Source organism: Curtobacterium sp. VKM Ac-2861, assembly GCF_013204965.1.
In the GTDB taxonomy this organism is placed as follows: Bacteria; Actinomycetota; Actinomycetes; order Actinomycetales; family Microbacteriaceae; genus Curtobacterium.
In genome coordinates this window covers 357,578-380,309 of the sequence record NZ_JABMLA010000005.1, presented here as the reverse complement: position 1 = coordinate 380,309, position 22,732 = coordinate 357,578, and the positions used below count along the sequence as shown (strand labels likewise).

27 protein-coding genes are annotated in these 22,732 nt (G+C 70.2%); 21 read left to right on the top strand and 6 right to left on the bottom strand.

The genetic code is table 11. From position 1 onward, the window contains the following. Positions 1-13: 13 nt before the first annotated feature. The gene (locus HQQ88_RS14890) at positions 14-412 is read right to left on the bottom strand and encodes a phage holin family protein (RefSeq protein WP_123293450.1); all 399 of its coding nucleotides are present in this window, start codon (positions 410-412) and stop codon (positions 14-16) included. 71 nt (positions 413-483) lie between these two features. Here HQQ88_RS14890 and HQQ88_RS14885 point away from each other — a divergent pair, with 71 nt between their 5' ends. The 6 genes from HQQ88_RS14885 to HQQ88_RS14860 all read left to right on the top strand — a co-directional run bounded on the left by HQQ88_RS14885 (position 484) and on the right by HQQ88_RS14860 (position 6,943). Continuing rightward, the gene (locus HQQ88_RS14885) at positions 484-1,563 is read left to right on the top strand and encodes a histidinol-phosphate transaminase (RefSeq protein ID WP_173169938.1); all 1,080 of its coding nucleotides are present in this window, start codon (positions 484-486) and stop codon (positions 1,561-1,563) included. Between the two features lie 23 nt (positions 1,564-1,586). Beyond that, on the top strand, positions 1,587-2,723 hold the full coding sequence (locus HQQ88_RS14880; protein ID WP_111087051.1) for a thiamine pyrophosphate-dependent dehydrogenase E1 component subunit alpha: 1,137 nt from the start codon (positions 1,587-1,589) through the stop codon (positions 2,721-2,723). A gap of 86 nt (positions 2,724-2,809) precedes the next feature. Then, positions 2,810-3,769, top strand: coding sequence for an alpha-ketoacid dehydrogenase subunit beta (locus HQQ88_RS14875; protein WP_111087054.1), 960 nt, complete (start codon positions 2,810-2,812; stop codon positions 3,767-3,769). 46 nt (positions 3,770-3,815) lie between these two features. Then, positions 3,816-5,426 (top strand): dihydrolipoamide acetyltransferase family protein, encoded by a 1,611-nt coding sequence (locus HQQ88_RS14870; protein WP_173169936.1) that lies wholly within the window; start codon positions 3,816-3,818, stop codon positions 5,424-5,426. A gap of 71 nt (positions 5,427-5,497) precedes the next feature. Next, positions 5,498-6,079 (top strand): GNAT family N-acetyltransferase, encoded by a 582-nt coding sequence (locus HQQ88_RS14865; RefSeq protein WP_165901144.1) that lies wholly within the window; start codon positions 5,498-5,500, stop codon positions 6,077-6,079. Between the two features lie 129 nt (positions 6,080-6,208). After that, the gene (locus HQQ88_RS14860; protein WP_123293453.1) at positions 6,209-6,943 is read left to right on the top strand and encodes a GntR family transcriptional regulator; all 735 of its coding nucleotides are present in this window, start codon (positions 6,209-6,211) and stop codon (positions 6,941-6,943) included. Between the two features lie 109 nt (positions 6,944-7,052). Here HQQ88_RS14860 and HQQ88_RS14855 read toward each other — a convergent pair whose 3' ends face one another. Both HQQ88_RS14855 and HQQ88_RS14850 read right to left on the bottom strand, forming a co-directional pair. Further along, positions 7,053-7,505: a PTS glucose transporter subunit IIA gene (locus tag HQQ88_RS14855; RefSeq protein ID WP_173169934.1), complete on the bottom strand. Its 453-nt coding sequence runs from the start codon at positions 7,503-7,505 to the stop codon at positions 7,053-7,055. After that, positions 7,502-7,738, bottom strand: coding sequence for a PTS transporter subunit EIIB (locus HQQ88_RS14850; protein WP_071253138.1), 237 nt, complete (start codon positions 7,736-7,738; stop codon positions 7,502-7,504). Before HQQ88_RS14850 ends, HQQ88_RS14855 begins: the two co-directional genes overlap by 4 nt. 178 nt (positions 7,739-7,916) lie before the next feature. Between HQQ88_RS14850 and HQQ88_RS14845 the strand changes: the two genes are divergently transcribed. From HQQ88_RS14845 to HQQ88_RS14790, 12 genes are all read left to right on the top strand, one after another. After that, on the top strand, positions 7,917-9,185 hold the full coding sequence (locus tag HQQ88_RS14845) for a PTS transporter subunit EIIC (RefSeq protein WP_123293455.1): 1,269 nt from the start codon (positions 7,917-7,919) through the stop codon (positions 9,183-9,185). 187 nt (positions 9,186-9,372) lie between these two features. Next, positions 9,373-10,284 carry a metal ABC transporter solute-binding protein, Zn/Mn family gene (locus tag HQQ88_RS14840; RefSeq protein WP_173169932.1) on the top strand — a complete coding sequence of 304 codons (912 nt, stop codon included), beginning with the start codon at positions 9,373-9,375 and terminating at the stop codon, positions 10,282-10,284. A gap of 47 nt (positions 10,285-10,331) precedes the next feature. Then, a complete protein-coding gene (locus HQQ88_RS14835; RefSeq protein ID WP_123937638.1) occupies positions 10,332-11,177 on the top strand; it encodes a metal ABC transporter ATP-binding protein in 846 nt (281 codons plus the stop codon). Beyond that, positions 11,177-12,142, top strand: coding sequence for a metal ABC transporter permease (locus HQQ88_RS14830; protein WP_131881344.1), 966 nt, complete (start codon positions 11,177-11,179; stop codon positions 12,140-12,142). The genes HQQ88_RS14835 and HQQ88_RS14830 overlap by 1 nt, the downstream gene beginning before the upstream one ends. Further along, on the top strand, positions 12,139-12,582 hold the full coding sequence (locus tag HQQ88_RS14825) for a Fur family transcriptional regulator (protein WP_123293457.1): 444 nt from the start codon (positions 12,139-12,141) through the stop codon (positions 12,580-12,582). Before HQQ88_RS14830 ends, HQQ88_RS14825 begins: the two co-directional genes overlap by 4 nt. Before the next feature lie 10 nt (positions 12,583-12,592). After that, the gene (locus HQQ88_RS14820) at positions 12,593-13,285 is read left to right on the top strand and encodes an alpha/beta fold hydrolase (RefSeq protein ID WP_123937362.1); all 693 of its coding nucleotides are present in this window, start codon (positions 12,593-12,595) and stop codon (positions 13,283-13,285) included. A 230-nt stretch (positions 13,286-13,515) separates the two neighbouring features. Continuing rightward, the gene (rpmB, locus tag HQQ88_RS14815) at positions 13,516-13,752 is read left to right on the top strand and encodes a 50S ribosomal protein L28 (protein ID WP_111085377.1); all 237 of its coding nucleotides are present in this window, start codon (positions 13,516-13,518) and stop codon (positions 13,750-13,752) included. Next, positions 13,752-13,922: a 50S ribosomal protein L33 gene (gene rpmG / locus HQQ88_RS14810; RefSeq protein WP_017886456.1), complete on the top strand. Its 171-nt coding sequence runs from the start codon at positions 13,752-13,754 to the stop codon at positions 13,920-13,922. The genes rpmB and rpmG overlap by 1 nt, the downstream gene beginning before the upstream one ends. A 2-nt stretch (positions 13,923-13,924) precedes the next feature. After that, entirely contained in the window at positions 13,925-14,230 is a 306-nt protein-coding gene (rpsN, locus tag HQQ88_RS14805; RefSeq protein WP_111085378.1) for a 30S ribosomal protein S14, read from the top strand. Between the two features lie 278 nt (positions 14,231-14,508). Beyond that, complete coding sequence (locus HQQ88_RS14800) at positions 14,509-14,796, top strand: HU family DNA-binding protein (RefSeq protein ID WP_111085379.1); 288 nt, start codon at positions 14,509-14,511, stop codon at positions 14,794-14,796. Positions 14,797-15,004: 208 nt separating this feature from the next. After that, on the top strand, positions 15,005-16,942 hold the full coding sequence (locus HQQ88_RS14795) for a cytochrome c oxidase assembly protein (RefSeq protein ID WP_173169930.1): 1,938 nt from the start codon (positions 15,005-15,007) through the stop codon (positions 16,940-16,942). After that, a complete protein-coding gene (locus HQQ88_RS14790; RefSeq protein ID WP_173169928.1) occupies positions 16,939-18,264 on the top strand; it encodes an AAA family ATPase in 1,326 nt (441 codons plus the stop codon). The genes HQQ88_RS14795 and HQQ88_RS14790 overlap by 4 nt, the downstream gene beginning before the upstream one ends. Positions 18,265-18,327: 63 nt before the next feature. On the opposite strand, the gene HQQ88_RS14785 is transcribed toward HQQ88_RS14790, so the two are convergent. Then, a complete protein-coding gene (locus HQQ88_RS14785; protein WP_173169927.1) occupies positions 18,328-18,777 on the bottom strand; it encodes a DUF4383 domain-containing protein in 450 nt (149 codons plus the stop codon). Between the two features lie 238 nt (positions 18,778-19,015). Between HQQ88_RS14785 and HQQ88_RS14780 the strand changes: the two genes are divergently transcribed. Continuing rightward, positions 19,016-19,915, top strand: a complete 900-nt coding sequence (locus HQQ88_RS14780) for a phosphatase PAP2 family protein (RefSeq protein ID WP_173169925.1) — start codon at positions 19,016-19,018, stop codon at positions 19,913-19,915. A gap of 85 nt (positions 19,916-20,000) precedes the next feature. Next, positions 20,001-21,140, top strand: a complete 1,140-nt coding sequence (locus HQQ88_RS14775) for a CE1758 family FMN-dependent luciferase-like monooxygenase (RefSeq protein ID WP_123339972.1) — start codon at positions 20,001-20,003, stop codon at positions 21,138-21,140. 218 nt (positions 21,141-21,358) lie between these two features. Here the strand turns inward: HQQ88_RS14775 and HQQ88_RS14770 are convergent, their stop codons facing one another. Together HQQ88_RS14770 and HQQ88_RS14765 are read right to left on the bottom strand one after the other, a co-directional pair. After that, a complete protein-coding gene (locus HQQ88_RS14770) occupies positions 21,359-21,718 on the bottom strand; it encodes a multidrug efflux SMR transporter (RefSeq protein ID WP_173169923.1) in 360 nt (119 codons plus the stop codon). Position 21,719: 1 nt separating this feature from the next. Beyond that, on the bottom strand, positions 21,720-22,034 hold the full coding sequence (locus HQQ88_RS14765; protein ID WP_123293830.1) for a multidrug efflux SMR transporter: 315 nt from the start codon (positions 22,032-22,034) through the stop codon (positions 21,720-21,722). 96 nt (positions 22,035-22,130) lie between these two features. Between HQQ88_RS14765 and HQQ88_RS14760 the strand changes: the two genes are divergently transcribed. Beyond that, positions 22,131-22,709 (top strand): TetR/AcrR family transcriptional regulator, encoded by a 579-nt coding sequence (locus HQQ88_RS14760; RefSeq protein ID WP_367917028.1) that lies wholly within the window; start codon positions 22,131-22,133, stop codon positions 22,707-22,709. Positions 22,710-22,732 lie beyond the last annotated feature (23 nt).

Genomic DNA, 22,732 nt, shown 5'->3' with positions numbered 1-22,732 from the left:
AGGTCCGTCCGCGTCACGCCCGCTGGCGGTTCAGCACCGGACGGACGAACAGCCCGATCAGCCAGGCGAAGACGGCGAGCACGAAGGCCCCGACGATGCCCCAGCCGAACGACTCGACCTCGAGCCCGAAGCCGAACGCGTCCGAGATGCCCGCGACGATGAGCAGCAGGACCGCGTTCACGATGAAGGAGATCAGCCCGAGGGTCAGGATGTAGATCGGGAACGCCACGATCCGGATCAGCGTGCCGATCACGGCGTTGACGAGCCCGAACACGAAGGCCACGAGCAGGTAGGTGAGCACGGTCGCCGTGGTCCCGCCGTCGCCGAACGCGGTGACGGAGACGCCGCTGACGATGAGCGTGGTGAGCCAGAGGGCCACGGCGTTGACGACGAGGCGGACGAGGAATCGCATGCACCCATGATGCCCTCCGACACCCGCGCAGTCACCAACACCGCCCGCACGGCCGCGGGTAGCCTGTGCAGGTGAGTGAGCAGCGTGTGCACATCCGGCCCGAGATCGCCGTCCTCCCCGCCTACAAGCAGGGACGCCAGGCCGCCGACGACGCCTTCAAGCTGTCGAGCAACGAGAACCCGTTCCCCCCGCTCCCCGGGGTGGTCCAGGCCGTGCAGGCGCAGACCGCGTTCAACCGCTACCCGGACGCCACCGCCCTGGCCGTCCGTGCCGCGCTCGCGAACCGCTTCGGACTGACCGCCGACGAGGTGCACGTCGCACCCGGCAGCGTCGCGATCCTGCACGAGCTCGCCCGCGCGACCTCCGGCCCGGGCGACGAGATCGTCTACGCCTGGCGGTCGTTCGAGGCCTACCCCGGCGTCGTCACCGTCGCGGGTGCCACGAGCGTGCAGGTGCCGAACCGGCCGGACGGCGGCCACGACCTCGACGCGATGGCCGCCGCCGTCACCGACCGCACCCGCATGGTGATCGTGTGCACGCCGAACAACCCGACCGGCCCGATCGTGACCGAGTCCGAGTTCGCGTCCTTCATGGCCGCGGTGCCGCAGTCCGTGCTGGTCGTGCTCGACGAGGCATACGCCGAGTTCGCCACCGACGAGGCCGCCGTGCACGGGCACCCGTTGCTGGCCCGCTACCCGAACCTGGTCGTCCTCCGGACATTCTCGAAGGCGTACGGTCTCGCCGGGCTGCGCGTCGGCTACGCCCTCGGCCCGGTGTACGTGCTCGAGGCGGTCCGCGCGTGCGCGATCCCCCTCTCCGTCACGGCCCAGGGGCAGGCGGCCGCACTGGCCAGCCTGGAACGCGAGGGTGAACTGCTCGAGCGGGTCTCCGAGATCGCCGCGCTGCGGGACCGCATCGTCACCGAGCTGCGCGAGCAGGGGTGGGCCGTGCCGGACGCCCAGGGCAACTTCGTCTGGCTGCCGACGGGGGACCGCACGGTCGCCGCGGCCGCCGCCTTCGAGGAGGCCGGCATCATCGTGCGGGCCTTCCCACCGGAGGGCATCCGCATCTCGATCGGCGAGCACGAGGCTGTGGAAACGCTCCTCGAAACGGCCCGCTCGCTTGTGGGGGACCTCCAGGTGGCCGACTGATGCCTGCCGCTACGCTGGCCCGCATGTCATTCCGCGCCGCGGCTCCCGCGACGACCACCGTCCGGCTCCTCGACCCCGAGGGTCGGTTCGTGGAGTCCGACGAGAACGCCGAGTTCGCCGCCGCCGCGCGGGCGATCCCCGACGAGACCCTGCTGGCGATGCACCGCCGCATGGTCCTCACCCGACGGTTCGACCACGCCGGCCACAACCTGCAGCGCACCGGCCAGCTCGGCCTCTGGGTGCCGAGTCACGGGCAGGAAGCGGCGCAGACCGGTTCCGCCTTCGCCCTGCGCGCCCAGGACCACGTCTTCCCCTCGTACCGCGAGCACGCCGTCACGATGCAGCGCGGTGTCGAGCCGATGGAGATCATCGCGATGTACCGCGGGCAGACCCACGGTGGATGGGACCCGGACCAGCGCGGCAACACGCACATCTCCACCCTGGTGATCGGCTCGCAGACCCTGCACGCCACGGGCTACGCGCTCGGCCAGAAGCTCGACGGCGACGTCGGCACGGGCGACCCCGACCGTGACGCGTGCTCCATCGTCTACTTCGGCGACGGCGCGACGAGCCAGGGCGACGTGAACGAGGCGTACGTGTTCTCGGCGTCGACGAAGGCGCCCGTCGTCTTCTTCCTGCAGAACAACCACTGGGCCATCTCGGTGCCGGTGTCGGTGCAGTCCCCGACGCCGCTCGTCGACCGTCCCCGCGGCTTCGGGATCCCGAGCGTCCTGATCGACGGCAACGACATCCTCGCCTCGTACACGGCCTCGGTCGTCGCCACCGACCACGCCCGCAGCGGCCAGGGTCCGGCCTTCATCGAGGCCGACACCTACCGCATCGGCGCGCACACCAGCTCGGACGACCCGAGCCGGTACCGCGCCGACGGCGAGCTCGAGGACTGGGTCCGACGCGACCCGATCGTCCGCTCCGAGGCGTACCTGCGCTCGAAGGGCGCGACCGACGAGCAGTTCGCCGCGTTCGACGAAGAGGGCGAGGACATCGCCGCCGACGTCCGCCGCCGCACCGTGGCGCTGACCCCGCCGTCCGTCGACGTCATGTTCGACAACGTCTACCGCGAGCCGCACCCGCTGGTCGCCGAGCAGAAGGCCTGGCTCGAACAGTACGAGGCCGGCTTCGAAGGGGGCGCCCACGCATGAGCACCACCGAGCAGCTCTTCGACTACACGCTGCGCTCCCACCCGGGCGCCGGCGAGGTCCCGAGCGACCCCACCCCGACCCTGCCGATGGCGAAGGCCCTCAACGCCGGGCTCGCTGCGGCGATGCAGGCCGACGACAAGGTCCTGCTGATGGGCGAGGACATCGGCCAGCTCGGCGGCGTCTTCCGCATCACCGAGGGCCTGCAGGACCGGTTCGGCCCCGAGCGCGTGCGGGACACCCCGCTCGCCGAGGCCGGCATCATCGGCACCGCGATCGGCCTCGCCCTGCGCGGCTACCGCCCGGTCGTCGAGATCCAGTTCGACGGCTTCGTGTGGCCCGGCTTCGACCAGATCACCTCGCAGCTCGCGAAGATGGCGAACCGGCTGCCGGCGCACATGTCGCTGCCCGTCGTCATCCGCATCCCCTACGGCGGCCACATCGGCGCCGTGGAGCACCACCAGGAGTCGCCCGAGGCGTACTTCGCGCACACCCCCGGTCTGCGCGTGGTCAGCCCGAGCACCCCGAACGACGCCTACTGGATGATCCAAGAGGCCATCGCCTCGAAGGACCCGGTCGTCTTCCTCGAGCCGAAGTCGCGCTACTGGCCCAAGGGCCAGGTCGACCTCGTCGACGGGCACGTCCCGATGCACACCACGCGTGTGGCACGCACCGGCACTGAGGTCACCCTCGTCGGCCACGGTGCGATGGTCGCGACCCTCATGCAGGCCGCCGAGCTCGCCGAGTCCGAGGGCACGAGCTGCGAGGTCATCGACCTCCGCTCGATCTCGCCCATCGACTGGGACCCGATCCTCACCTCGGTCCGCAAGACCGGTCGCCTCGTCATCGCGCAAGAGGCGTCCGGCTTCGTCAGTGTCGGCAGCGAGATCGCCGCCACCGTCGCCGAGAAGGCGTTCTACACGATGCAGGCGCCGCCGCTGCGGGTGTCCGGGTTCGACATCCCGTTCCCGGTCTCGAAGCTGGAGCACCTGCATCTGCCGGACGCCGACCGCGTCCTCGAGGCCGTCGACCGCGCCCTCGCGTACTGATCCAGCTCGACTGACCCAACTCGTCCGAACGCCGAAGGAGCCGTAAGTGGCCGTCGCCGAATTCCCCCTGCCCGACGTGGGCGAAGGCCTCACCGAGGCCGAGATCGTGCAGTGGCGCGTCGCGATCGGGGACGAGATCACCGTCGACCAGGTCCTGGTCGAGATCGAGACCGCGAAGTCGCTCGTCGAGCTGCCGTCGCCGTTCGCCGGCACCGTCACGGGGCTGCTCGTGTCCGAGGGTGACACGGTCGAGGTCGGCAAGCCGATCATCCGTGTCGAGTCCGACGCGTCGGTCGCGTCCGGTGCACCAGTCGCCGCTCCGGCCGCGCCGGCGGTTCGGCCGGGAGGCCCGGCACCGGTCGCCGACAGCGTCCCGACCTCGCCCGTGGTCGCCCCGACCCCGCCGGCAGCGCCCGCCCCGGTGGCTCCGGTCGCGCAGACCCAGCCCGCCCCCGCGGCGGCCCCGGCACCTGCTGCTGCACCTGCTCCCGTCGTCGCTGCCGCGCCCACGGCTGCACCGGCAGCACCGGTGCAGCCCGTCGCCGACGGCGCCTCCGTCGTCGGGACGGACGAGTCCTCCGGCGCCGTCCTCGTCGGCTACGGCTCGGCGACCTCGTCGCCGTCGCGTCGCAAGCCGGGCGCCCGCCGGGCCGCAGCCCTCGCGGCCGAGGCGAGCCGTTCCTCCAGTGTGGATGCGCAAGCAGCGGCCGAAGCGGCCAGCGATCCCGGTGAGGACACCACCGCCGAGGCGATCGCCGGTCTGGCCTCCGCGCCCGCGCGCAAGCAGACCCTCGCGACCAACGTGCTCGCGAAGCCGCCGATCCGGAAGCTCGCGAAGGACCTCGGTGTCGAGCTGACCGAGATCGTCGCGACCGGGTTCGCCGGCGAGGTCACCCGCGACGACGTCATCCGGCACGCGAAGCAGGCCAGCGTCTTCCGCAACATCGAGACGCCCGAGTGGGGCGAGGTGCGCAGCGAGACGATCCCGGTCAAGGGCGTCCGCAAGGCCATCGCGACCGCGATGACCACCTCGGCGTTCACCGCACCGCACGTGTCGCTGTTCGTCGACGTCGACGCGACCCACACGATGGAGTTCGTCAAGCGGCTGAAGGCGTCGCCGACGTTCGCCGGCGTCAAGGTCTCGCCACTGCTGATCGTGGCGAAGGCCGTCATCTGGGCCGTCCGCCGCAACCGTTCGGTGAACTCCACCTGGACCGATCGCGAGATCATCGTCCACCACTTCGTGAACCTCGGCATCGCCGCGGCGACCCCTCGTGGGCTCATCGTGCCGAACATCAAGGACGCGCAGGACATGTCGCTGCTCGAGCTGGCGCAGGCGCTCGAGGAACTCACCCTCACCGCCCGTGACGGCAAGACGACGCCGAAGCAGATGGCGAACGGCACCGTCTCGATCACGAACATCGGCGTGTTCGGCATGGACACCGGGACCCCGATCCTCAACCCGGGCGAGGTCGCGATCGTCGCCATGGGCACGATCAAGCCGAAGCCGTGGGTCGTCGACGGCGAGGTCCGGTCGCGCATGGTGACGACCATCGGCGCCTCGTTCGACCACCGCGTCGTCGACGGCGACGTTGCATCGCGGTTCGTGCACGACGTGGCCTCGGTGCTCGAGGAGCCGGCGCTCCTGCTCGACTGAGTGCGTGCGGCCTTCCGCAAACGTCGCGTGGTGTTCACACGGATGTCGGTGGTGCGGGGGATGATCGGGGCATGGTCCACCAGCTCCTGACCCCCTCGCAGGAGATCCGAACGGATCGCCTCCTGCTCACCCCGCTCACGCCGGCCGACATCGACGACGTGCACGCGGTGTTCGCCGACGCCCGCACCTGGCAGCACCTGCCGAGCGGACGGCACGTCGCCCGGAGTTCGAGCGTGGACCTGGTGCAGCGGAAGATCGGTGGTCGGGCCCGACACGGACTCGGTTCGTGGGCCGTCCGCACGGCTGCAGACCACGCGTTCGTCGGGGTCGGCGGGGTCGACATGACCGCCGGCGGGGTCTGGAACCTCGGGTACCGGTTGGCTCCCGCGGCCTGGGGGCAGGGCTTCGCGTCCGAGATCGCCCTCGCTGCCGTGCGAGCCGCCGCCGAGACCGCGCCGGACGTCCCCGTGACGGGTCGCGTGCTCACGAACAACCCGGCGTCGGCTGCGGTGCTCCGTCGTGCCGGGCTGTCACTCGTGTGGCAGGGGGCTCCCGGGGTGCAGACGTCGTCCGCCGCGGGGGTCGAGGGGCAGGTCTGGACCGACCGGCTGCTCTCCGACGAACAGTTCGCCTGGCTCGTCCGCAACGCCTGAACCCTCCCGCCGGTCCACGCGGAACGTCACGCACGTTGGCGTTCCGAGGTCGACTCGCTACTGTGATGGGAACTGGTCATGTCCGCGCATGACCACCACCCAGGACCAGCAACGGAGCACGAGGGACGCATGACGAGCCGCATCACCGAGGGTGCCGAACCGAAGCACCAGCAGCTGCGGCGCATCCTGCTCGACCTCGCTACCGCCCGTCTGGCCCCCGGCGCCGCGATCCCGTCCGAACGCCAGCTCATCGCCGAGTACGGCGTCTCACGGATCACCGTGCGCGAAGCACTCGGGCAGCTCGTCAACGAGGGCTACCTCGAGCGTGTGCGCGGCAAGGGCACGTTCGTGGCGCACCGACCCGTGCAGTCGACGCTGCACCTGGCGTCGTTCACCGAGGAGATGCGGGCGATGGGCCACGTCCCGACCACGGTTGTGCTGGTGCGCGAGGAACGTGTGCCGCCGAGTGACACCGTGGCGGCGCTGCGGCTCGACGCCGAGGTGTCGGCCTTCCACGTGAAGCGACTCCGGATGGCGGACGGCGCTCCGGTGTCGATCGACGACGCCTGGCTCGTGGCCGATGCGTTCCCGGGCCTGCTCGACCACGACCTGTCCGGGTCGGTGTACTCGATCATCGCGAACGAGTACGGCACCCCGATCGACCGGGCACAGCAGACGGTGGCCGCGAACCCGGCCGCCGACGACGTCGCGACCCTGCTCGGCACGAAGACCGGTGCTCCGGTGCTCGAGTTCGACCGGGTGTCGTACGCGGGGGAGCGCCCCGTGGAGCACACCCGCAGTTGGTACCGCTCGGACCGCTACCGCGTGCAGATGGAGGTCACCGCGACCCCGGCGGTCGCGTAGTCCGGCACGAACGCGAAAGCGACTGTGTACCGCGAACAGTTCGCGGTACACAGTCGCTTCGGCGGGAAGAACCGGGGAAGGACCGGGGAAGGACCAGGGTGTGCCCGGGTCAGACCTCGAACAGGGTGTCGCCGTCGAGCACCGTGGTGCCCACCGTGCCCTGGTCGACGGTGTCCGGCGCGGAGCCGAGCACCACGACGGGGCAGATCGGCGAGTAGCCAGCGGCCGAGATCACCGACGGGGTGAACCGGACGACGGGGTCGCCGGCCGTGACCGTCGAGCCCTCGGTGGCGAGGAGCTCGAAGCCCTCGCCCGACAGCTTCACGGTGTCGATGCCGACGTGCACGAGGACGTCCGTGCCCGCCGAGCCCTGCAGGGCGAACGCGTGCGGGTGCAGCTTCACGATGGTGCCGTCGACCGGGGCCACCGCGGTGACCGCGCCCTCGACGCCCGTCGGGTCGACGGCGACACCGGCGCCGACGAGCTGGCCGGCGAACACCGGGTCCGGCACGTCAGCGAGGGCGACGACCGGGCCGGCGAACGGCGTGCGGACCGCCGTCACAGTTCGTCCTGGATGTCCTGCGCGAGGTTGTCGGCGACCGTGCCGACGATGACCTGCCAGCCGGTGCCGCCGCCGACGACGGCCTGGGCGCCCGCAGCCTGCAGCGCGGCCTTGTCGACGAGGTCGCCGTCCTCGACCTCGACACGGAGGCGCGTGATGCAGCCCTCGACCTCTTCGATGTTGTCGGCACCGCCGAGCGCGGCGATGATGTCGGCTGCCTTGATGTCGGCCATCGTTTCCTCCTCGTTAAGGGTTTTCGTACCAGGTTGACACGGGACCGGTCTCGGTTCAGACTACGGAACTGGTCATGACCGGACAGGACCGGACCTGGCGACACCGCCGAGGTTACCTGCGCTGGCTGCACGACTCAACTCACCCCGACAGCTCCACCCAATGACGAGAGGACCTCCGATGAGCGCCACCACTGCCACGGACGTGCCGGAGAAGAAGAAGCCGAAGAAGCAGTCCCGGCTCTTCGCCAACGCCCAGCGCCTCGGACGGAGCCTGCTCCTGCCGATCGCGGTCATGCCCGCCGCGGGCATCCTGAACCGCATCGGGCAGCCCGACCTGCTCGGCGCGATCCCCGGCTTCGAGACGGGAGCGGGAGTCATCTCGGCTGCCGGACAGGCCATCTTCACCTGGCTGCCGCTCCTCTTCGCGGTCGGCATCGCGATCGGGTGGGCGAAGAAGTCGGACGGCACGACCGCTCTGGCCGCCGTCGTCGGGTACATGGTCATGTACCAGGTGTTCGCAGTCATGTCGCCGGTTGTGCTCGCGGGGGTCAAGGACGCGAACGGTGACCAGGCGACCATCAACTTCGGTGTCCTCGGCGGCATCGTGATGGGGCTCGTCTCGGCGGTCATGTGGGAGAAGTTCCACCGCACGAAGATGCCCGACTTCCTGGGCTTCTTCTCCGGTCGTCGCCTCGTCCCGATCCTGACCGCTGCGGCTGGTCTCGTCATCGCCGTGCTCATGGCATTCGTCTACCGCTACTTCGACATCGCGCTCACGGCAGCCGGTACCGCCGTTGCGGACAACGCCGTCATCGGTGGCGGCATCTTCGGGTTCGCGAACCGCATGCTCATCCCGATCGGCCTGCACCAGCTGCTCAACTTCTTCCCGTGGTTCCAGCTCGGCAGCTTCACGAACGCGGCCGGCGACATCGTGCACGGCGACATCCCGCGCTTCCTCGCCGGCGACCCGACCGCTGGCATCTTCCAGACCGGCTTCTTCCCGATCATGATGTTCGCGCTGCCGGCCGGTGCGCTCGCGATCTGGCGCAACGCCAAGCCGCAGAACCGCAAGCTCGTCGGCGGCATCATGATCTCGGCCGCGCTCACCTCGTTCGTGACCGGCATCACCGAGCCGCTCGAGTACTCGTTCATGTTCGTGGCGTTCCCGCTGTACATCATCCACGCGGTGCTCACCGGGACCTCGCTGGCGCTGGTCAACGCCCTCGGGATCCACGACGGGTTCTCGTTCTCGGCCGGTGCGATCGACTACGTGCTGAACTTCGGCAAGGCGGACGGAGCGATCTGGCTCATCCCGATCGGCCTCGGCTACGCGGTCGTGTACTACTTCCTGTTCAGTTTCGTGATCAAGAAGTGGAACCTCCGCACGCCCGGGCGTGAAGAGGACACGATCGCCGAGAACACGATCGACGCGGCCACCAAGCCGTAGACGTCACCACGTGACGGACAGGCGCGCCCCGCTCAGCGGCAACGCGAGGCGTTGCGCGGGGCGCGCCGACCGAGCCTGCGAGGGAGGCGGTGCCAGCTGGCACCGCGCCTCCTGGCCGTCTGTCGTCACCACCAGAGCGCTGGTACCGGTTTTGACAATCGTTATCAGCAAGCGCTACCGTCGGAGCATGCACAACCGCCTCCTCGCCCTCCCGCTCGTCGCCGGCGCCGCCGCGCTCGCTCTGACGGGCTGCGCGACCTCCTCGGCCTCGGGCAACGCCAGTAGCGACGGGAAGATCGCCGTCGTCGCCTCGACCAACGTCTACGGCTCGATCGTCCAGTCGATCGGCGGCGACCAGGTGTCGGTCACGAGCATCCTGAACGACCCCTCGCAGGACCCGCACTCGTTCGAGTCGAGCGCCCGCACCCAACTCGCGGTGTCGAAGGCCGACCTGCTCATCGAGAACGGCGGCGGGTACGACGACTTCATGACCACGCTCGCCGACGCCTCGGACACCAAGGCCGACACCATCAATGTCGTGAAGCTCTCCGGCTTGGACAAGGGTGGCGACGCCGAGTTCAACGAGCACGTGTTCTACAGCTACCCGACGATGGTGAAGCTGGTCGGCGACGTCACGAAGCGCCTGTCCGCGCTCGACGCGGGCGACAAGACCACGTTCGAGAAGAACGCCGATGCACTCACGACGAAACTCGAGGGCCTCGAGTCCCAGACCGCCGACTTGAAGAAGACGTACGACGGCGAGAAGGTGGCGTACACCGAGCCGGTGCCGGGCTACCTCTTCGACGCGATCGGTCTCGACAACGTCACCCCCGAAGCGTTCTCCGAGGCGATCGAGGAGGGCGACGACGTCCCGCCGGCAGCCCTCAAGGACACCCTCGCGCTGTTCAGTGGCAAGAGCGTGGAGCTGCTCGCCTACAACGACCAGACCTCGAGTGCCGAGACCGAACAGGTCAAGAAGGCCGCCGACCAGAACGACGTCCCGGTGGTCGGTGTCACGGAGACGCTCCCCAAGGGGCAGGATTACGTCTCGTGGCAGCAGGCGAACATCGACGCGGTGCAGGCGGCGCTCCAGAAGTGACGACCTCGACCGCAGCAGCGACGACCGACAGCCCGGCGACCACCTCGGTGGACGACCGGGCTGCGGCCCGTCCGGTCCTGGCCCTGCGCGACGCCGGGCTGTCCTTCGGCGAACGGAAGCTCTGGGGACACCTGGACCTGGACATCGCGCCGGGGGAGTTCGTCGCGGTCCTCGGCCCGAACGGCGCCGGGAAGACCTCGCTCCTGCGCACGGTGCTCGGGCAGCAGCGCCTGACGAGCGGCACGATGTCGTTCCTCGGCCAGCCCGTCCGTCGTGGGCACCGGAAGATCGGCTACATCCCGCAGCAGCGACTCATGGAGGCCGGCACCCCCCTGCGCGCGCGGGACATGATCGCGCAGGGCGTGACGGGGCACCGGTGGGGCGTCCTGCCGACGTCGAAGGCCGACCGCGCCCGCATCGACCGCATCCTCGACGAGGTCGGCGCCACCGCGTTCGCGGACGCCCCGGTGGCCGAGCTGTCCGGCGGCGAGCAGCAGCGCACCCGCGTCGGTCAGGCCATCGCCGCCGACCCGGCACTGCTGCTGTGCGACGAGCCCCTCATCTCGCTCGACCTGCGGCACCAGCGCGGCGTCACCGAGCTCATCGACCGGCAGCGTCGGCAGCACGATGCAGCCGTGCTCTTCGTGACGCACGACGTGAACCCGATCCTCGACGTCGTCGACCGTGTCCTGTACATCGCCGGTGGCCGGTTCCGGATCGGTTCCCCGGACGAGGTCCTGCGCGCCGATGTCCTGAGCGACCTGTACGGCACCCCCGTCGACGTCGTCCGCACGATGGGCCGCATCGTCATCGTCGGCGCGAACGACGCGCACGACCACCACCACGGCGAGGTCGACCCGCACGCCCCGGCGTCGGACGAAGGGCGGATCTGATGGACGTCCTGTCGACGGTGTTCTCGTTCCAGGACTACGGCGAGCTCGTGGCCCTCGTGCAGAACTCGATCTGGGCCGGCGCGGTGCTCGGCATCGTCGGCGGGCTCATCGGCCCGTTCGTCGTCGCCCGGAACATGCCCTTCGCGGTGCACGGCATCTCGGAGCTGTCCTTCGCCGGCGCGAGCGCGTCCCTGCTGCTCGGTGTCAACGTCGTCACGGGCTCGCTCGTCGGGTCGGTGATCGCGGCGCTGCTCATCGGGGTGCTCGGCTCGAGGGCGCGTGACCGCAACTCGATCATCGCCGTGCTCATGCCGTTCGGTCTCGGGCTCGGCATCCTGTGCCTGGCGCTCTACAAGGGACGTGCGGCCAACAAGTTCGGGCTGCTCACCGGCCAGATCGTGTCGGTGGACAACCCGCAGCTGACGTTCCTCATCGTCATCGCCGCCATCGTGGTCGCGACCCTGCTCGTCATCTGGCGGCCGCTGATGTTCGCGTCGGTCGACCCCGACGTGGCCGCAGCCGCCGGCATCCCGGTGCGGACGCTCGCGATCGTGTTCATGCTCGTCCTCGGCCTGGCCACCGCGGTGTCGGTGCAGATCGTCGGCGCGCTGCTCGTGCTGTCGCTGCTCGTCACCCCGGCCGCCGCGGCCCTGCGGCTCAGCTCGCACCCGGTCGTCGTGCCGGTGCTCTCCACGGTGTTCGCCGTGGTGTCGGTCGTCGGTGGCATCCTGCTGGCACTCGGCGGCGGCCTGCCGATCAGTCCCTACGTGACGACCATCTCGTTCGCGATCTGGGTGGTCTGCCGGATCGTCGGGGCCCGGCGCGACCGCCGTGGACGCGATCGGGTCGTCCGCCGCGACCAGCGTGGCGGGGGCACACCGGGCCTCCCGTCCGGAACGAACGGAGCCGGAGCCGGAACCGGTTCCGGAACGTCAGCCGAAACGAAGGTGGGTGCACCAGCATGAACGCCGTGCAGAAGGTCAAGCGGAACACGTGGCAGCGCGAAGCGGTGCGCGGTGCCCTCGACTCCACCGAGGGGTTCGTCAGCGCGCAGGCGCTGCACCAGCACCTGCGGGACGAGGGCTCGACCATCGGCCTCGCCACCGTCTACCGGGCGCTCGCCGACCTGGCGACCGAGGGTGACGCCGACTCGTTGCAGCAGGACGGCGAATCGCTGTACCGGGCGTGCACGACGGACGCGCACCACCACCACCTGATCTGCCGGAACTGCGGCCGGACCGTCGAGATCGAGGCGGACCCCGTCGAGCAGTGGGCGCAGGACGTCGCCGCCGCCAACGGGTTCACGAACGCCAGCCACGTCGTCGACATCTTCGGCGAGTGCGCGGTGTGCACGGCATCTGCCGCTGCAGCCGGACCGCGGACCGGCGACGCCGACGGCGAGTAGCGTCCGCGCCATGCACGTCATCCTGGTCCCCGGGTTCTGGCTCGATGCGAGCGCGTGGGACGACGTCGCCCCGGTGCTGCTGCAGGCGGGCCACACGGTCGAGGCGATCACCCGCGACGGCGACACGCTCGACGAGCAGGTCGCGGCGCTCGTGGAGCGCCTGGACGACGTCGCCAGCCCGGACGAGCCCGTCGTGCTCGCCGGACACTCCGGCGCCGGACCGATCGCGTACATGGCCGCCGACCAGCGGCCCTCGCTCGTCGCGCACCTGCTCTACGTCGACACGTTCCCCGGTCCCGCCGGCGGCTGCGTGAACGACGAGCTGCCCGTGGTCGACGGTGTGGTGCCGCTGCCCTCGTGGGACGTCTGGGAGCCGGCCACGGTGCGCGGGATGACGCCGGCGTTGCGGGAGTCCTTCGAGCACCGCGCGATCCCGGAGCCGGCCGCCGTGCCGTCCGACCGGTTCCACTACGCCGACGCCGCCCGGCACACGATCCCCGCGACGGTGATTACCTGCGAGATCCCGGCGACCGAGCTCGCGACGATGGTGGCCGACCACCAGACCTGGGCCGCGGAACTCGTCGAGACCGAGGAACTCAGCATCGTCGGACTCGAGACCGGACACTGGCCGATGTTCACGGCGCCGCGCGAACTCGGCGAGCTCATGGTGCGTGCGCTTGCGACACGCCCGGAGCTCGCGTAAGCTCTTCCCTTGGTCCTCCACGTCCGCGTGGTGGACCCGTTGTTCCAAGCCCTCCGACCGTCGCGAACGCCGCGGTCGCGTGGTGTCCGTTCCCCCTTCGACAGGGGCTGCGGGCCTGGGCGGTGTGCACAACCCCCTCGCATGCACCACCTCGGTGGTCCTGCGCGTGCGCACCAGGCAAGTGAACTTGGGTGCGGCCGTCCGGTCGCACGGTACCTCAGGAGGAAACCATGGCAGCAGTGTGCCAGGTGACCGGCGCCGTTCCCGGCTTCGGTCACAACATCTCGCACTCGCACCGCCGGACGAAGCGCCGCTTCGACCCGAACGTGCAGAAGAAGACGTACTACGTGCCGTCGCTGCGTCGCAACGTGACGCTCAACGTCAGCGCTAAGGGCATCAAGGTCATCGACGCGCGGGGCATCGAGTCCGTCGTCAAGGACGTCCTCGCCCGTGGGGAGAAGATCTGATGGCGAAAAAGGGTCAGGACATCCGTCCGATCATCAAGCTCCGCTCGACGGCGGGCACCGGGTTCACGTACGTGACCAAGAAGAACCGTCGGAACAACCCCGACCGTCTCGTGCTGAAGAAGTACGACCCGGTGATCCGCAAGCACGTCGACTTCCGTGAGGAGCGCTAAGCATGGCGAAGAAGAGCAAGATCGCGAAGAACAACCAGCGTGCCGTCATCATCGCGCGCTACGCCGAGCGTCGTCTCGAGCTGAAGAAGGCCCTCGTGGACCCGAACGGCTCCGACGAGTCGCGTGAGGCCGCTCGCGTGGGCCTGCAGAAGCTGCCCCGCGACGCATCCCCGATCCGCTACCGCAACCGCGACGCGATCGACGGCCGCCCCCGTGGCCACCTGGGTGAGTTCGGCATCAGCCGTGTCCGCTTCCGCGACATGGCCCACCGTGGAGAGCTCCCCGGCATCACGAAGAGCTCCTGGTAAGCACTCGCAGTACCCGACGCCCCGTCACCTCCTGGTGGCGGGGCGTTCGCTGTGTCCGGGGTACAAGGGCGCCTCAGGGGTCACATCTGCCCCGTTGGACCCGCGACAAGCCCGGAAATCCGGGCGAGTCGGCTGAAAACGTCCGATGTGGCTGGTAGGTTCAACTCCGGTTCCGCCGGGCCCTCGGCCCACTGGCACCGTGGCACGGGGCAACCGCTCCGGGCGCCGGACGGCACGTCCGTCCGACCGATACTGCAAGAAGTCCGAGGAGGACATCCATGGCTGACAAGTCACTGAACCGCACCGAGCTCGTCGCTGCCGTCGCCGCCGAGTCCGGCCAGAGCCAGGCCACCGTCAACGGCGTCGTCGACGCGCTCTTCAGCGTCGTCTCGTCGTCCGTCGCGGACGGCACGAAGGTCACGATCCCCGGTTGGATCGCCTTCGAGAAGACGCACCGCGCCGCCCGCACCGGCCGCAACCCGCAGACGGGTGAGGCCATCGAGATCGCCGCGAGCGACTCGGTCAAGGTCAGCGCCGGCTCGAAGCTCAAGGCTGCGGTCAAGTAAGACTGTTCCGCGCATCGGGAGGGACGGCTTCGGCCGTCCCTTTCGTCGTTTCCAGGGTGCGTTCGGTGCGTCGGGTCGCGTTCGTCGGGTCGCGTTCGTCGTGTCGGGTCGCGTTCGTCGCGCTGCGTCGACCGGGAGGCCCGTGCCGGTTCCCACAGGTCGGCCCGGCCGGTTCGGTGGCCGGGTGGGCACCGCCTAGGCTTGACGGGTGAATCGGATCGCGCGCATCGCCGGTCCCGCCGTGCTCCTGCTCGTCGGGTTCGTGGCGCTGCTCACGGCACTCGTCATCGGCGGTGGTGCGAACGCAGCGCTGATCGCCGACCCCGGTGCCCTGGTCCGTTTCGGTCTGCCGATCTCCCGGTTGGTCGTGGACCTGTCCGCCGCTGCGACGATCGGCGGCCTCGCGTTGGCCACCGTCGGAGTCTCGCGCTCCGGCCCGGAGTGGAACCGCGCCATCGACGTCGCGGCCGCCGCCAGCGGGCTCTGGACGGTGTCGTCCGCGGTCACCACCTTCTTCACGTTCCTGAGCGTCGCCGGCTCGAAGATCAGCATCGATGAGCAATTCGGCCAGTCGATGGGCGTGTTCCTCACCGGCACGGACCTCGGGCTCGCCTGGCTCGTGACGGTGCTCGTCGCCGCTGCCGTCACGGTGCTCTGCTTCGCCGTCCGTTCCCGGGGCATGGTCGCCCTGACCGCCGGTGTCTCGATGATCGGCCTCATCCCGCTCGCGCAGCAGGGCCACGCCGCCGGCACCGCGAGCCACGACGCCGCCGTGACCGCCCTCGGACTGCACCTGGTCGGCGCCGCGCTCTGGGTCGGTGGCCTGACCATGCTCGTGCTCCTGCGCGGCGTGCTGCCCGGTGACCGCCTGGCCGTGGTCGTCGCGCGGTACTCGAGCATCGCGCTCGGGTGCTTCGTGCTCGTGGCGGTGTCGGGTGTCGCCTCGGCACAGATCCGCGTGGGTGCCCTGTCGAACCTGTTCACGCCGTACGGCACCCTCGTGCTGGTCAAGATCGGCGCGATCGTCGCCATCGGGGTCCTCGGTGCCGTGCAACGTCAGCGTGCGATCCGCTCCCTGACCGAGGCGCCGGCACGGCACCGCCCGTTCTGGACCCTGATCGTGGTCGAGCTCGCCGTGATGGGCGTCGCATCGGGCTTCGCCGCGGCGCTCGGACGCACGGCCACGCCGGTCGACCAGATCGCGCTGAGCAAGACGACCGACCCGAGCCCCGCCGAGCTGCTCACCGACGACCTGCTGCCGCACGCGCCCGGGGCCTGGGGCTGGCTGACGCAGTGGAACATCGACCTGTTCTGGCTGATGGCCGCCGTGCTGCTCGCTGCGACCTACGCGGCCGGTGTCGTGCGCCTGCGCCGCGCCGGGGTCCACTGGCCGGTGCGCCGGTCGGTGGCGGCGGCCCTCGCGATCATCTCGCTCGTGGTCGCGACGTCCGGTTCGCTGCACCAGTACGACCGGTTCCTGGTGTCGGCGAACGTCGGCGCGCACGTGCTGCTCGGCCTGGTGGTGCCGGCGCTGGTGTGGGCGGCGGCTCCCGTCGTGCTCATCCGGGCCGCGGTGCACCCGCGCGACGACGACAGCACCGGCGTGCGCGAGTGGACCGGTGTGCTGGTCGACAACGCCGCGGTCCGCTACCTGGTGCAGCCCTTCCCGGCGTTCCTGCTCGCCGCGGCGGTGTGGTGGGCGTACTTCGCCACCGATGCCGTCCGCTGGTCGGTGAGCGACTCCACGGGGCGCACGGTCATCGACGTGGGCTTCCTGCTCGTCGGACTCCTGGCGATGCCGACGCTCTTCACACCGATCGCGGTCGGCCAGCAGTACCCGACCCGCGGAGCGGCGGTCGTGCGGATCGTCGGGGCCGCGGTCGTCGCCGCCGGAGCGGTGTCGCTCGGCGTCGCGATGCGCGGGCCGCTCGGACTGCTGCAGGCGTCGTGGTTCGGGGCGATGGGGCGGACGTGGGGCCCCGATCCGCTCGTCGACCAGGCCCGTGGCGGGCTCGTGCTCGTGGTCGCCGGGGTGCTGCTCCTGGTGGCGGTCGTCGTGGTGGTGCTCGTGCAGCTGCGGCGCGCTGGATCGGCGGCGCGCACGCTCGGAGCGGACGCGCAGACCCTCGAGCAGGACGCACGATGAGCGTCGAGCTCAGCGACGAGCAGCGGGCCGTCTTCGAGTACATCGAGCACACCCGCGACCACGTCTTCATCACCGGTCGTGCCGGCACGGGCAAGTCGACCCTGCTCAACCACCTTTCGTGGAACACCGAGAAGCAGGTCGTGATCTGCGCACCGACCGGGGTTGCAGCCCTGAACGTCGGTGGCCAGACGATCCACTCGTTGTTCCGCCTGCCGATCGGCCTCATCGCCGATGCCGAGCTGCGCCAGGGACCGGACACCCGCAAGCTCCTGAACACCATCGACACCCTGGTCATCGACGAGGTCTCGATGGTGAACGCCGACCTGCTCGACGGGATGGACCGCTCGCTCCGCAAGGCCCGCGGGCGGCAGTTCGAGGCGTTCGGCGGAGTGCAGGTGGTCATGTTCGGCGACCCGTACCAGTTGCCGCCGGTCCCGGGCGGTGCCGACGAACGCGCCTACTTCACCGACCACTACCGGTCGATGTGGTTCTTCGACGCCAAGGTGTGGCTCGAGGCGAAGCTGAACATCATCGAGCTCGCCACCGTGCACCGCCAGCGCGACGACGCCTTCGCCGCCATGCTCACGGCGGTGCGGCACGGCCGGGTGACCGCCGAGATCGCCGACCAGCTGAACACCGCGGGCGCACGGCCCTCGCCCGACGACGCCATCACCCTCGCCACCCGGAACGACACCGTCGCGCGCATCAACAAGGCGGCGCTCGAACGGTTGCCCGGCAAGGTGAAGACCGCGAAGGCCGACGTCAACGGCGACTTCGGCGGGCGGAACTTCCCGGCCGACGAAGCCCTCGAGCTCAAGCCCGGCGCGCACGTGATGTTCCTGCGCAACGACGCCGACCAGCGATGGGTGAACGGGACGCTCGGCATCGTCACGGCGATCCGCGACACGGTCTGGGTCGACGTCGACGGAGAGTCGTTCGAGGTCCAGCCGTCGGTGTGGGAGAAGTTCAAGTACTCCTACGACGCCGACAAGAAGGAGCTCAAGAAGGACACCGTCGGTGAGTTCCAGCAGTTCCCGTTGCGGCTCGCCTGGGCGGTGACGATCCACAAGTCGCAGGGCAGCACCTACGACCGCGCGGTGGTCGACCTGGGCAACCGGGTGTTCAGCGCCGGACAGACGTACGTCGCGTTGTCACGGCTGACGTCGCTCGAGGGGCTGTACCTGACCCGGCCACTGCGGCCGCAGGACATCATCGTCGACACGGACGTTCGACGCTTCATGTCCGAGGCGCCACGCATCGTCGCGACGGCACTCGAAGCCCGGAAGCCGGAGCCGGACGACGACTCCGACGACGACGCCTGACGCACACACGACGACGCCCGCCTGCCGGAGCGGCAGACGGGCGTCGGGGAGCGTGTCGGTGCGTCAGGCGCGAGCCGCCGCACGCAGCGCGCGGAGGTTCTCCTTGTCGGCACCGAGCGCCGTCAGCAGCAGGACGACCCCGACGATCGCGTGGAACACGTTGTCGGTGGTGTTCAGCGCGAAGATGTTCGCCGAGGTGTTCACGAAGACGAAGCCGTAGACGGCCAGCACCACGAGCACGGCGCCGACGACCAGGTTGCCGTTCCGCGAACCGATGGTGGTGCCGAGCCCGGTGATGAGCAGGACCGCGGCGAGCAGCACCCAGATGAGGGCGAGCGGCGGGTTCACCCCGAAGGCGTTCCAGAGCATCCCGCCCTGGCGGCTGAAGAAGCCGGGGTCGCCGTCGGCGGCGAAGAAGAAGCCCAGGATGCCCCAGAGTGCGAGGACGCCACCGACCGTGAGCGCGAGCCCGCGGTTCGGTGAGGCGGTGATGCCCGGTTCCTTGATGGCCACTTCGGTCTCCTCCTCGTACACTGCCGACGCGACGTGCGTCAGTCCGGCGGTGCCCGCCGGACTGAGCGGCGCGGCACTGAGCGGCACAGCGCGGGATCCGCGGGTGACGGCCGCGCGGTTCCCAGCCTCCGGCCGGTGAGCCAACGGTATCGTGTCCGACCCCGACCGTCCGAATCGCAGCGCCGTCACCAGGCGTGCGACGAGACCGACGACGACCACTCCGAGGAGGACCAGCCCGGTGACCTTGACACCCGAGCGCAATGCACCGGAGTCGCGTGGACCGAGCGTCTCGCGGCGGTTGCGGTGGGGTGTGCTGGCGGCTCTGGGGTTCGTGATCGTGCCTTCCGTCTACGCGGCCGCGGTGCTGACGCCGGTGGGGCAGCGCATGGAGGACGCCGCGCTCGGCGGGGTCCGTGAGTCCGACCTGTTCAGCTCGGACACTGCGCTCAACGTCATCTCGGTGCCGGTGATCCTGTTGCTCGTTGTCGTGATCGTCGCGGTGGCGTTCGCCAGGCGACGGCTCTCGGTGGGGCTCGGCGCGGGTGCAGTGGTGCTCGCGTCGGCGGCCACCTCGACGCTCGTCAAGCGTATCGCCGAGCGCCCGGAGATCGCCCAGTCGACGACGCCGAACTCGTTCCCCTCGGGCCACGCGACCATCGCTCTGGCCGCACTGTTCGCCGTCCTGATGGTCACGCCCCGTCGCTTCCGGCCGATCGTCACGCTGCTCGGTGCCGCCTACGCGGTCTTCGTCGCCAACCAGACGGTCGTCTACGGCTGGCACCGGGTGAGCGACATCATCGGGGCGTGCGCGATCGCGATGTTCTGGCTCGGCCTCGTCCGGGCGTTCGGTCCGAGGGTCGACCGAGGGCTCCGAGGTGACCGGGACGGCCGTCGGGGTCCGCGCCGGGTGGTCAGCGTCGTCCTGCTCGTCGCCACCGGGGTCACGCTGGCCGTCGGCGTCGCCGCGCTCGTCGTCGGCCTGACGGGGGACGGCGCTCACGACCACGCCGCGATCCTGATGGCCGGACGACTGGCCTCGAGCGCGAGCGTCCTGGCGGTGGTGACCGCGGTGTGGTTCCTCGACGGCATGCACCACGCGGCCCGGACCGACCCCGCAGCGCTGTCCGCAGCTCGCTGACGCCTGGTGGGAATGCACCGGCGTACGCTACGTTGTACCCAGCAAGTCGATGCAAACGCATCGATATCGCGAAAGGCGGCGCATCATGCAGTTCGGCATCTTCACGGTCAGTGACGTCACGACCGACCCCACGACCGGCACCACGCCGGACGACACCCAGCGCGTCCGCGACATCCTCACGATCGCGCAGCACGCCGACCAGGCCGGACTCGACGTCTTCGCCACCGGCGAGCACCACAACCCGCCGTTCGTCGCCTCGTCGCCGACCACGTTGCTGGCCTACCTCGCGGCGAAGACGAAGGACATCACGCTCTCGACGAGCACCACGCTCATCACCACGAACGACCCGGTGCGCATCGCCGAGGAGTACGCGATGCTCCAGGTGATCTCCGACGGCCGCATGGACCTCATGATGGGTCGCGGCAACACCGGCCCGGTCTACCCGTGGTTCGGGCAGGACATCCGCCAGGGCGTCAACCTGGCCATCGAGAACTACGCGCTCGTCCGCCAGCTCTGGGAGAACGACGTCGTCAACTGGCAGGGCAAGTTCCGCACGCCACTGCAGGGCTTCACCTCGACGCCGCGCCCCCTCGACGGCGTGCCGCCGTTCGTCTGGCACGGCTCGATCCGCACGCCCGAGATCGCGGAACAGGCCGCGTACTACGGTGACGGCTTCTTCCACAACAACATCTTCTGGCCGATCCAGCACACCGAGCAGATGGTCGGGCTGTACCGCCAGCGCTTCGAGCACTACGGCCACGGCCGCGCGGACCAGGCCATCGTCGGTCTGGGCGGGCAGTTCTTCGCCCGGAAGAACTCGCAGGACGCGGTCAACGAGTTCCGGCCCTACTTCGACAACGCCCCGGTCTACGGGCACGGCCCCTCGATGGAGGACTTCGCCGCCCAGACCCCGCTCACGGTCGGTTCGCCGCAGCAGGTCATCGACCGGTACGCGGCCATGAAGGACCACGTCGGCCACTACCAGCGCCAGCTGTTCCTGGTCGACCACGCCGGGCTGCCGCTCAAGACCGTGCTCGAGCAGATCGACATCCTGGCCACGGACATCGTCCCCGAGCTGCGCAAGCTGAACGACGAGGGCCGTCCGTCCGACGTGCCGTCGAACCCGCCGAGCCACACGGAACGCGCCGCCGCGGCGCTCGCCGCCGGCACGGTCGGCAGCGACCACGTCGCCGCCGAGGACGAGTGGACGGGCGCCTCCGTCTGACGCTCCCAGCGCTCGGTTCGTGAGCAGGAATGGTCGGGTCCCGCGAGGTGACCCGACCTTTTCTGCTCACCATGCGGGGTGGGCGCGACCACCTGCGGACGGGAGGCCCGGCGCCAGCTGGCACCGGGCCTCCCGTCCGCCCCGGCGCGCGTCCACGGCGCGAGCCGGCTTTCGGGTTCAGCGACAGATCACGGGGCCGGCGGCGCGTGAGCTGTCGCTCAGCGCGAGAGCTCGGCGGGGGCGGCGGGCTCGGTGACCGGACGGGCCGGCACGAGCTTCAGGCCGACGACGCAGCCGACGATCCCGGCGATGAACAGCACGCGCAGCAGGGTGACGGGCTCGGCGCCGGTGGCCATGCCCCACAGCACCGTGAGGGCTGCACCGGTGCCAGTCCACACGGCGTACGCGGTGCTGATCGGGATGTGCTTGAGGACGTAGCCGAACGCGACGAGGCTGATCACGATCGTGATCGCGAACACGACGGTCGGGCCGGGTCGGGTGAAGCCGTCGCTCTCGCCGAGGGCGGTCGCCCACACGGTCTCGAGCGTGGCGCTGAGGAACAGGACGATCCAGGCCACCTCAGCTCACCACCTTGAGGCCGACGACGCAGGCGACCAGGCCGAACACGAGGCCGAGGCGTGCGAGCGACGCGGCTTCCTGCCGGCGCAGGATCGACACGACGACCGTCAGCGAGGCGCCGATGCCGACCCAGACGGCGTAGGCGGTGCCCACCGGGATCGACTTCATCGCGAACGCGAGCCCCACCATGCTCAGCGCCATGCCGGCGATGAACACGATCGTCGGCACGACCTTCTTGAAGCCGTTCGAGGCGCTCAGTGCGGTGGCCCAGACGGCCTCGAGCACGCCGCTCAGCACGAGGATGACCCATGCCATGACGATGTTCCCTTCGTTCGGTCGCATAGTCGCACGACTGTGCGACAACGACCCCGACGGTAGCACGAGTTCGTACGACTGTGCGAGTATGGCGTCGTGGCCAGGAGCATGGACGTCGAGCAGCGGCGCCGCACCGTGTCCGAAGCGGCGTGCCGGGTGCTCGCCCGCGACGGACTCGGGGCGCTCAGCGTCCGGAACGTCGCGGCGGAGGCCGGACTGCCGCCGAGCACCGTCCGCTACACCTTCCCGACCCAGGCGAGCGTCCGGTCGCACGCGCTCGAGCTCGTGTTCGACGCGACCGCGGCCCGGATCGACGCCGTGCCCGCGGACCTGCGGGGCACGGCGTACGCGCACGCGGTCCTGCTCGAGCTCCTGCCCCTCGACGAGGAGCGACGCATCGAGCTCGACGTCTACCTGGGCCTCGGCACGGCGGCGCTGACCGACACCGAGCTGCGGCCGTTCCACGACCGGGTCGTCGACGAGATGCGGGAGTGGTGCGGGCGGATCCTGGGGGCACTCGGGGTGCCGGACGCCGACGTGCCCTACGAGACCCGGCGGCTGCACGCCCTGGTGGACGGGCTCGCGATGCACATCGTGCGGGTCGATCCCGGGGGTGACGCCTCGTGGGCGATCGACACGCTCGACCGGCACGTGGCGGGCATCGCCCGGGTCTGACTGCGGCACGGTGCTGGGTTCGC

Excerpts from the sequence above, each read along its gene's own strand:
- HQQ88_RS14890 (WP_123293450.1), bottom strand. The coding sequence starts at position 412 with ATGCGATTCCTCGTCCGCCTCGTCGTCAACGCCGTGGCCCTCTGGCTC.
- HQQ88_RS14880 (WP_111087051.1), top strand. The coding sequence starts at position 1,587 with ATGTCATTCCGCGCCGCGGCTCCCGCGACGACCACCGTCCGGCTCCTC.
- HQQ88_RS14875 (WP_111087054.1), top strand. The coding sequence starts at position 2,810 with ATGGCGAAGGCCCTCAACGCCGGGCTCGCTGCGGCGATGCAGGCCGAC.
- HQQ88_RS14865 (WP_165901144.1), top strand. The coding sequence starts at position 5,498 with ATGGTCCACCAGCTCCTGACCCCCTCGCAGGAGATCCGAACGGATCGC.
- HQQ88_RS14860 (WP_123293453.1), top strand. The coding sequence starts at position 6,209 with ATGACGAGCCGCATCACCGAGGGTGCCGAACCGAAGCACCAGCAGCTG.
- HQQ88_RS14850 (WP_071253138.1), bottom strand. The coding sequence starts at position 7,738 with ATGGCCGACATCAAGGCAGCCGACATCATCGCCGCGCTCGGCGGTGCC.
- HQQ88_RS14845 (WP_123293455.1), top strand. The coding sequence starts at position 7,917 with ATGAGCGCCACCACTGCCACGGACGTGCCGGAGAAGAAGAAGCCGAAG.
- HQQ88_RS14840 (WP_173169932.1), top strand. The coding sequence starts at position 9,373 with ATGCACAACCGCCTCCTCGCCCTCCCGCTCGTCGCCGGCGCCGCCGCG.
- HQQ88_RS14830 (WP_131881344.1), top strand. The coding sequence starts at position 11,177 with ATGGACGTCCTGTCGACGGTGTTCTCGTTCCAGGACTACGGCGAGCTC.
- HQQ88_RS14825 (WP_123293457.1), top strand. The coding sequence starts at position 12,139 with ATGAACGCCGTGCAGAAGGTCAAGCGGAACACGTGGCAGCGCGAAGCG.
- HQQ88_RS14820 (WP_123937362.1), top strand. The coding sequence starts at position 12,593 with ATGCACGTCATCCTGGTCCCCGGGTTCTGGCTCGATGCGAGCGCGTGG.
- rpmB (WP_111085377.1), top strand. The coding sequence starts at position 13,516 with ATGGCAGCAGTGTGCCAGGTGACCGGCGCCGTTCCCGGCTTCGGTCAC.
- rpmG (WP_017886456.1), top strand. The coding sequence starts at position 13,752 with ATGGCGAAAAAGGGTCAGGACATCCGTCCGATCATCAAGCTCCGCTCG.
- rpsN (WP_111085378.1), top strand. The coding sequence starts at position 13,925 with ATGGCGAAGAAGAGCAAGATCGCGAAGAACAACCAGCGTGCCGTCATC.
- HQQ88_RS14800 (WP_111085379.1), top strand. The coding sequence starts at position 14,509 with ATGGCTGACAAGTCACTGAACCGCACCGAGCTCGTCGCTGCCGTCGCC.
- HQQ88_RS14790 (WP_173169928.1), top strand. The coding sequence starts at position 16,939 with ATGAGCGTCGAGCTCAGCGACGAGCAGCGGGCCGTCTTCGAGTACATC.
- HQQ88_RS14775 (WP_123339972.1), top strand. The coding sequence starts at position 20,001 with ATGCAGTTCGGCATCTTCACGGTCAGTGACGTCACGACCGACCCCACG.
- HQQ88_RS14765 (WP_123293830.1), bottom strand. The coding sequence starts at position 22,034 with ATGGCATGGGTCATCCTCGTGCTGAGCGGCGTGCTCGAGGCCGTCTGG.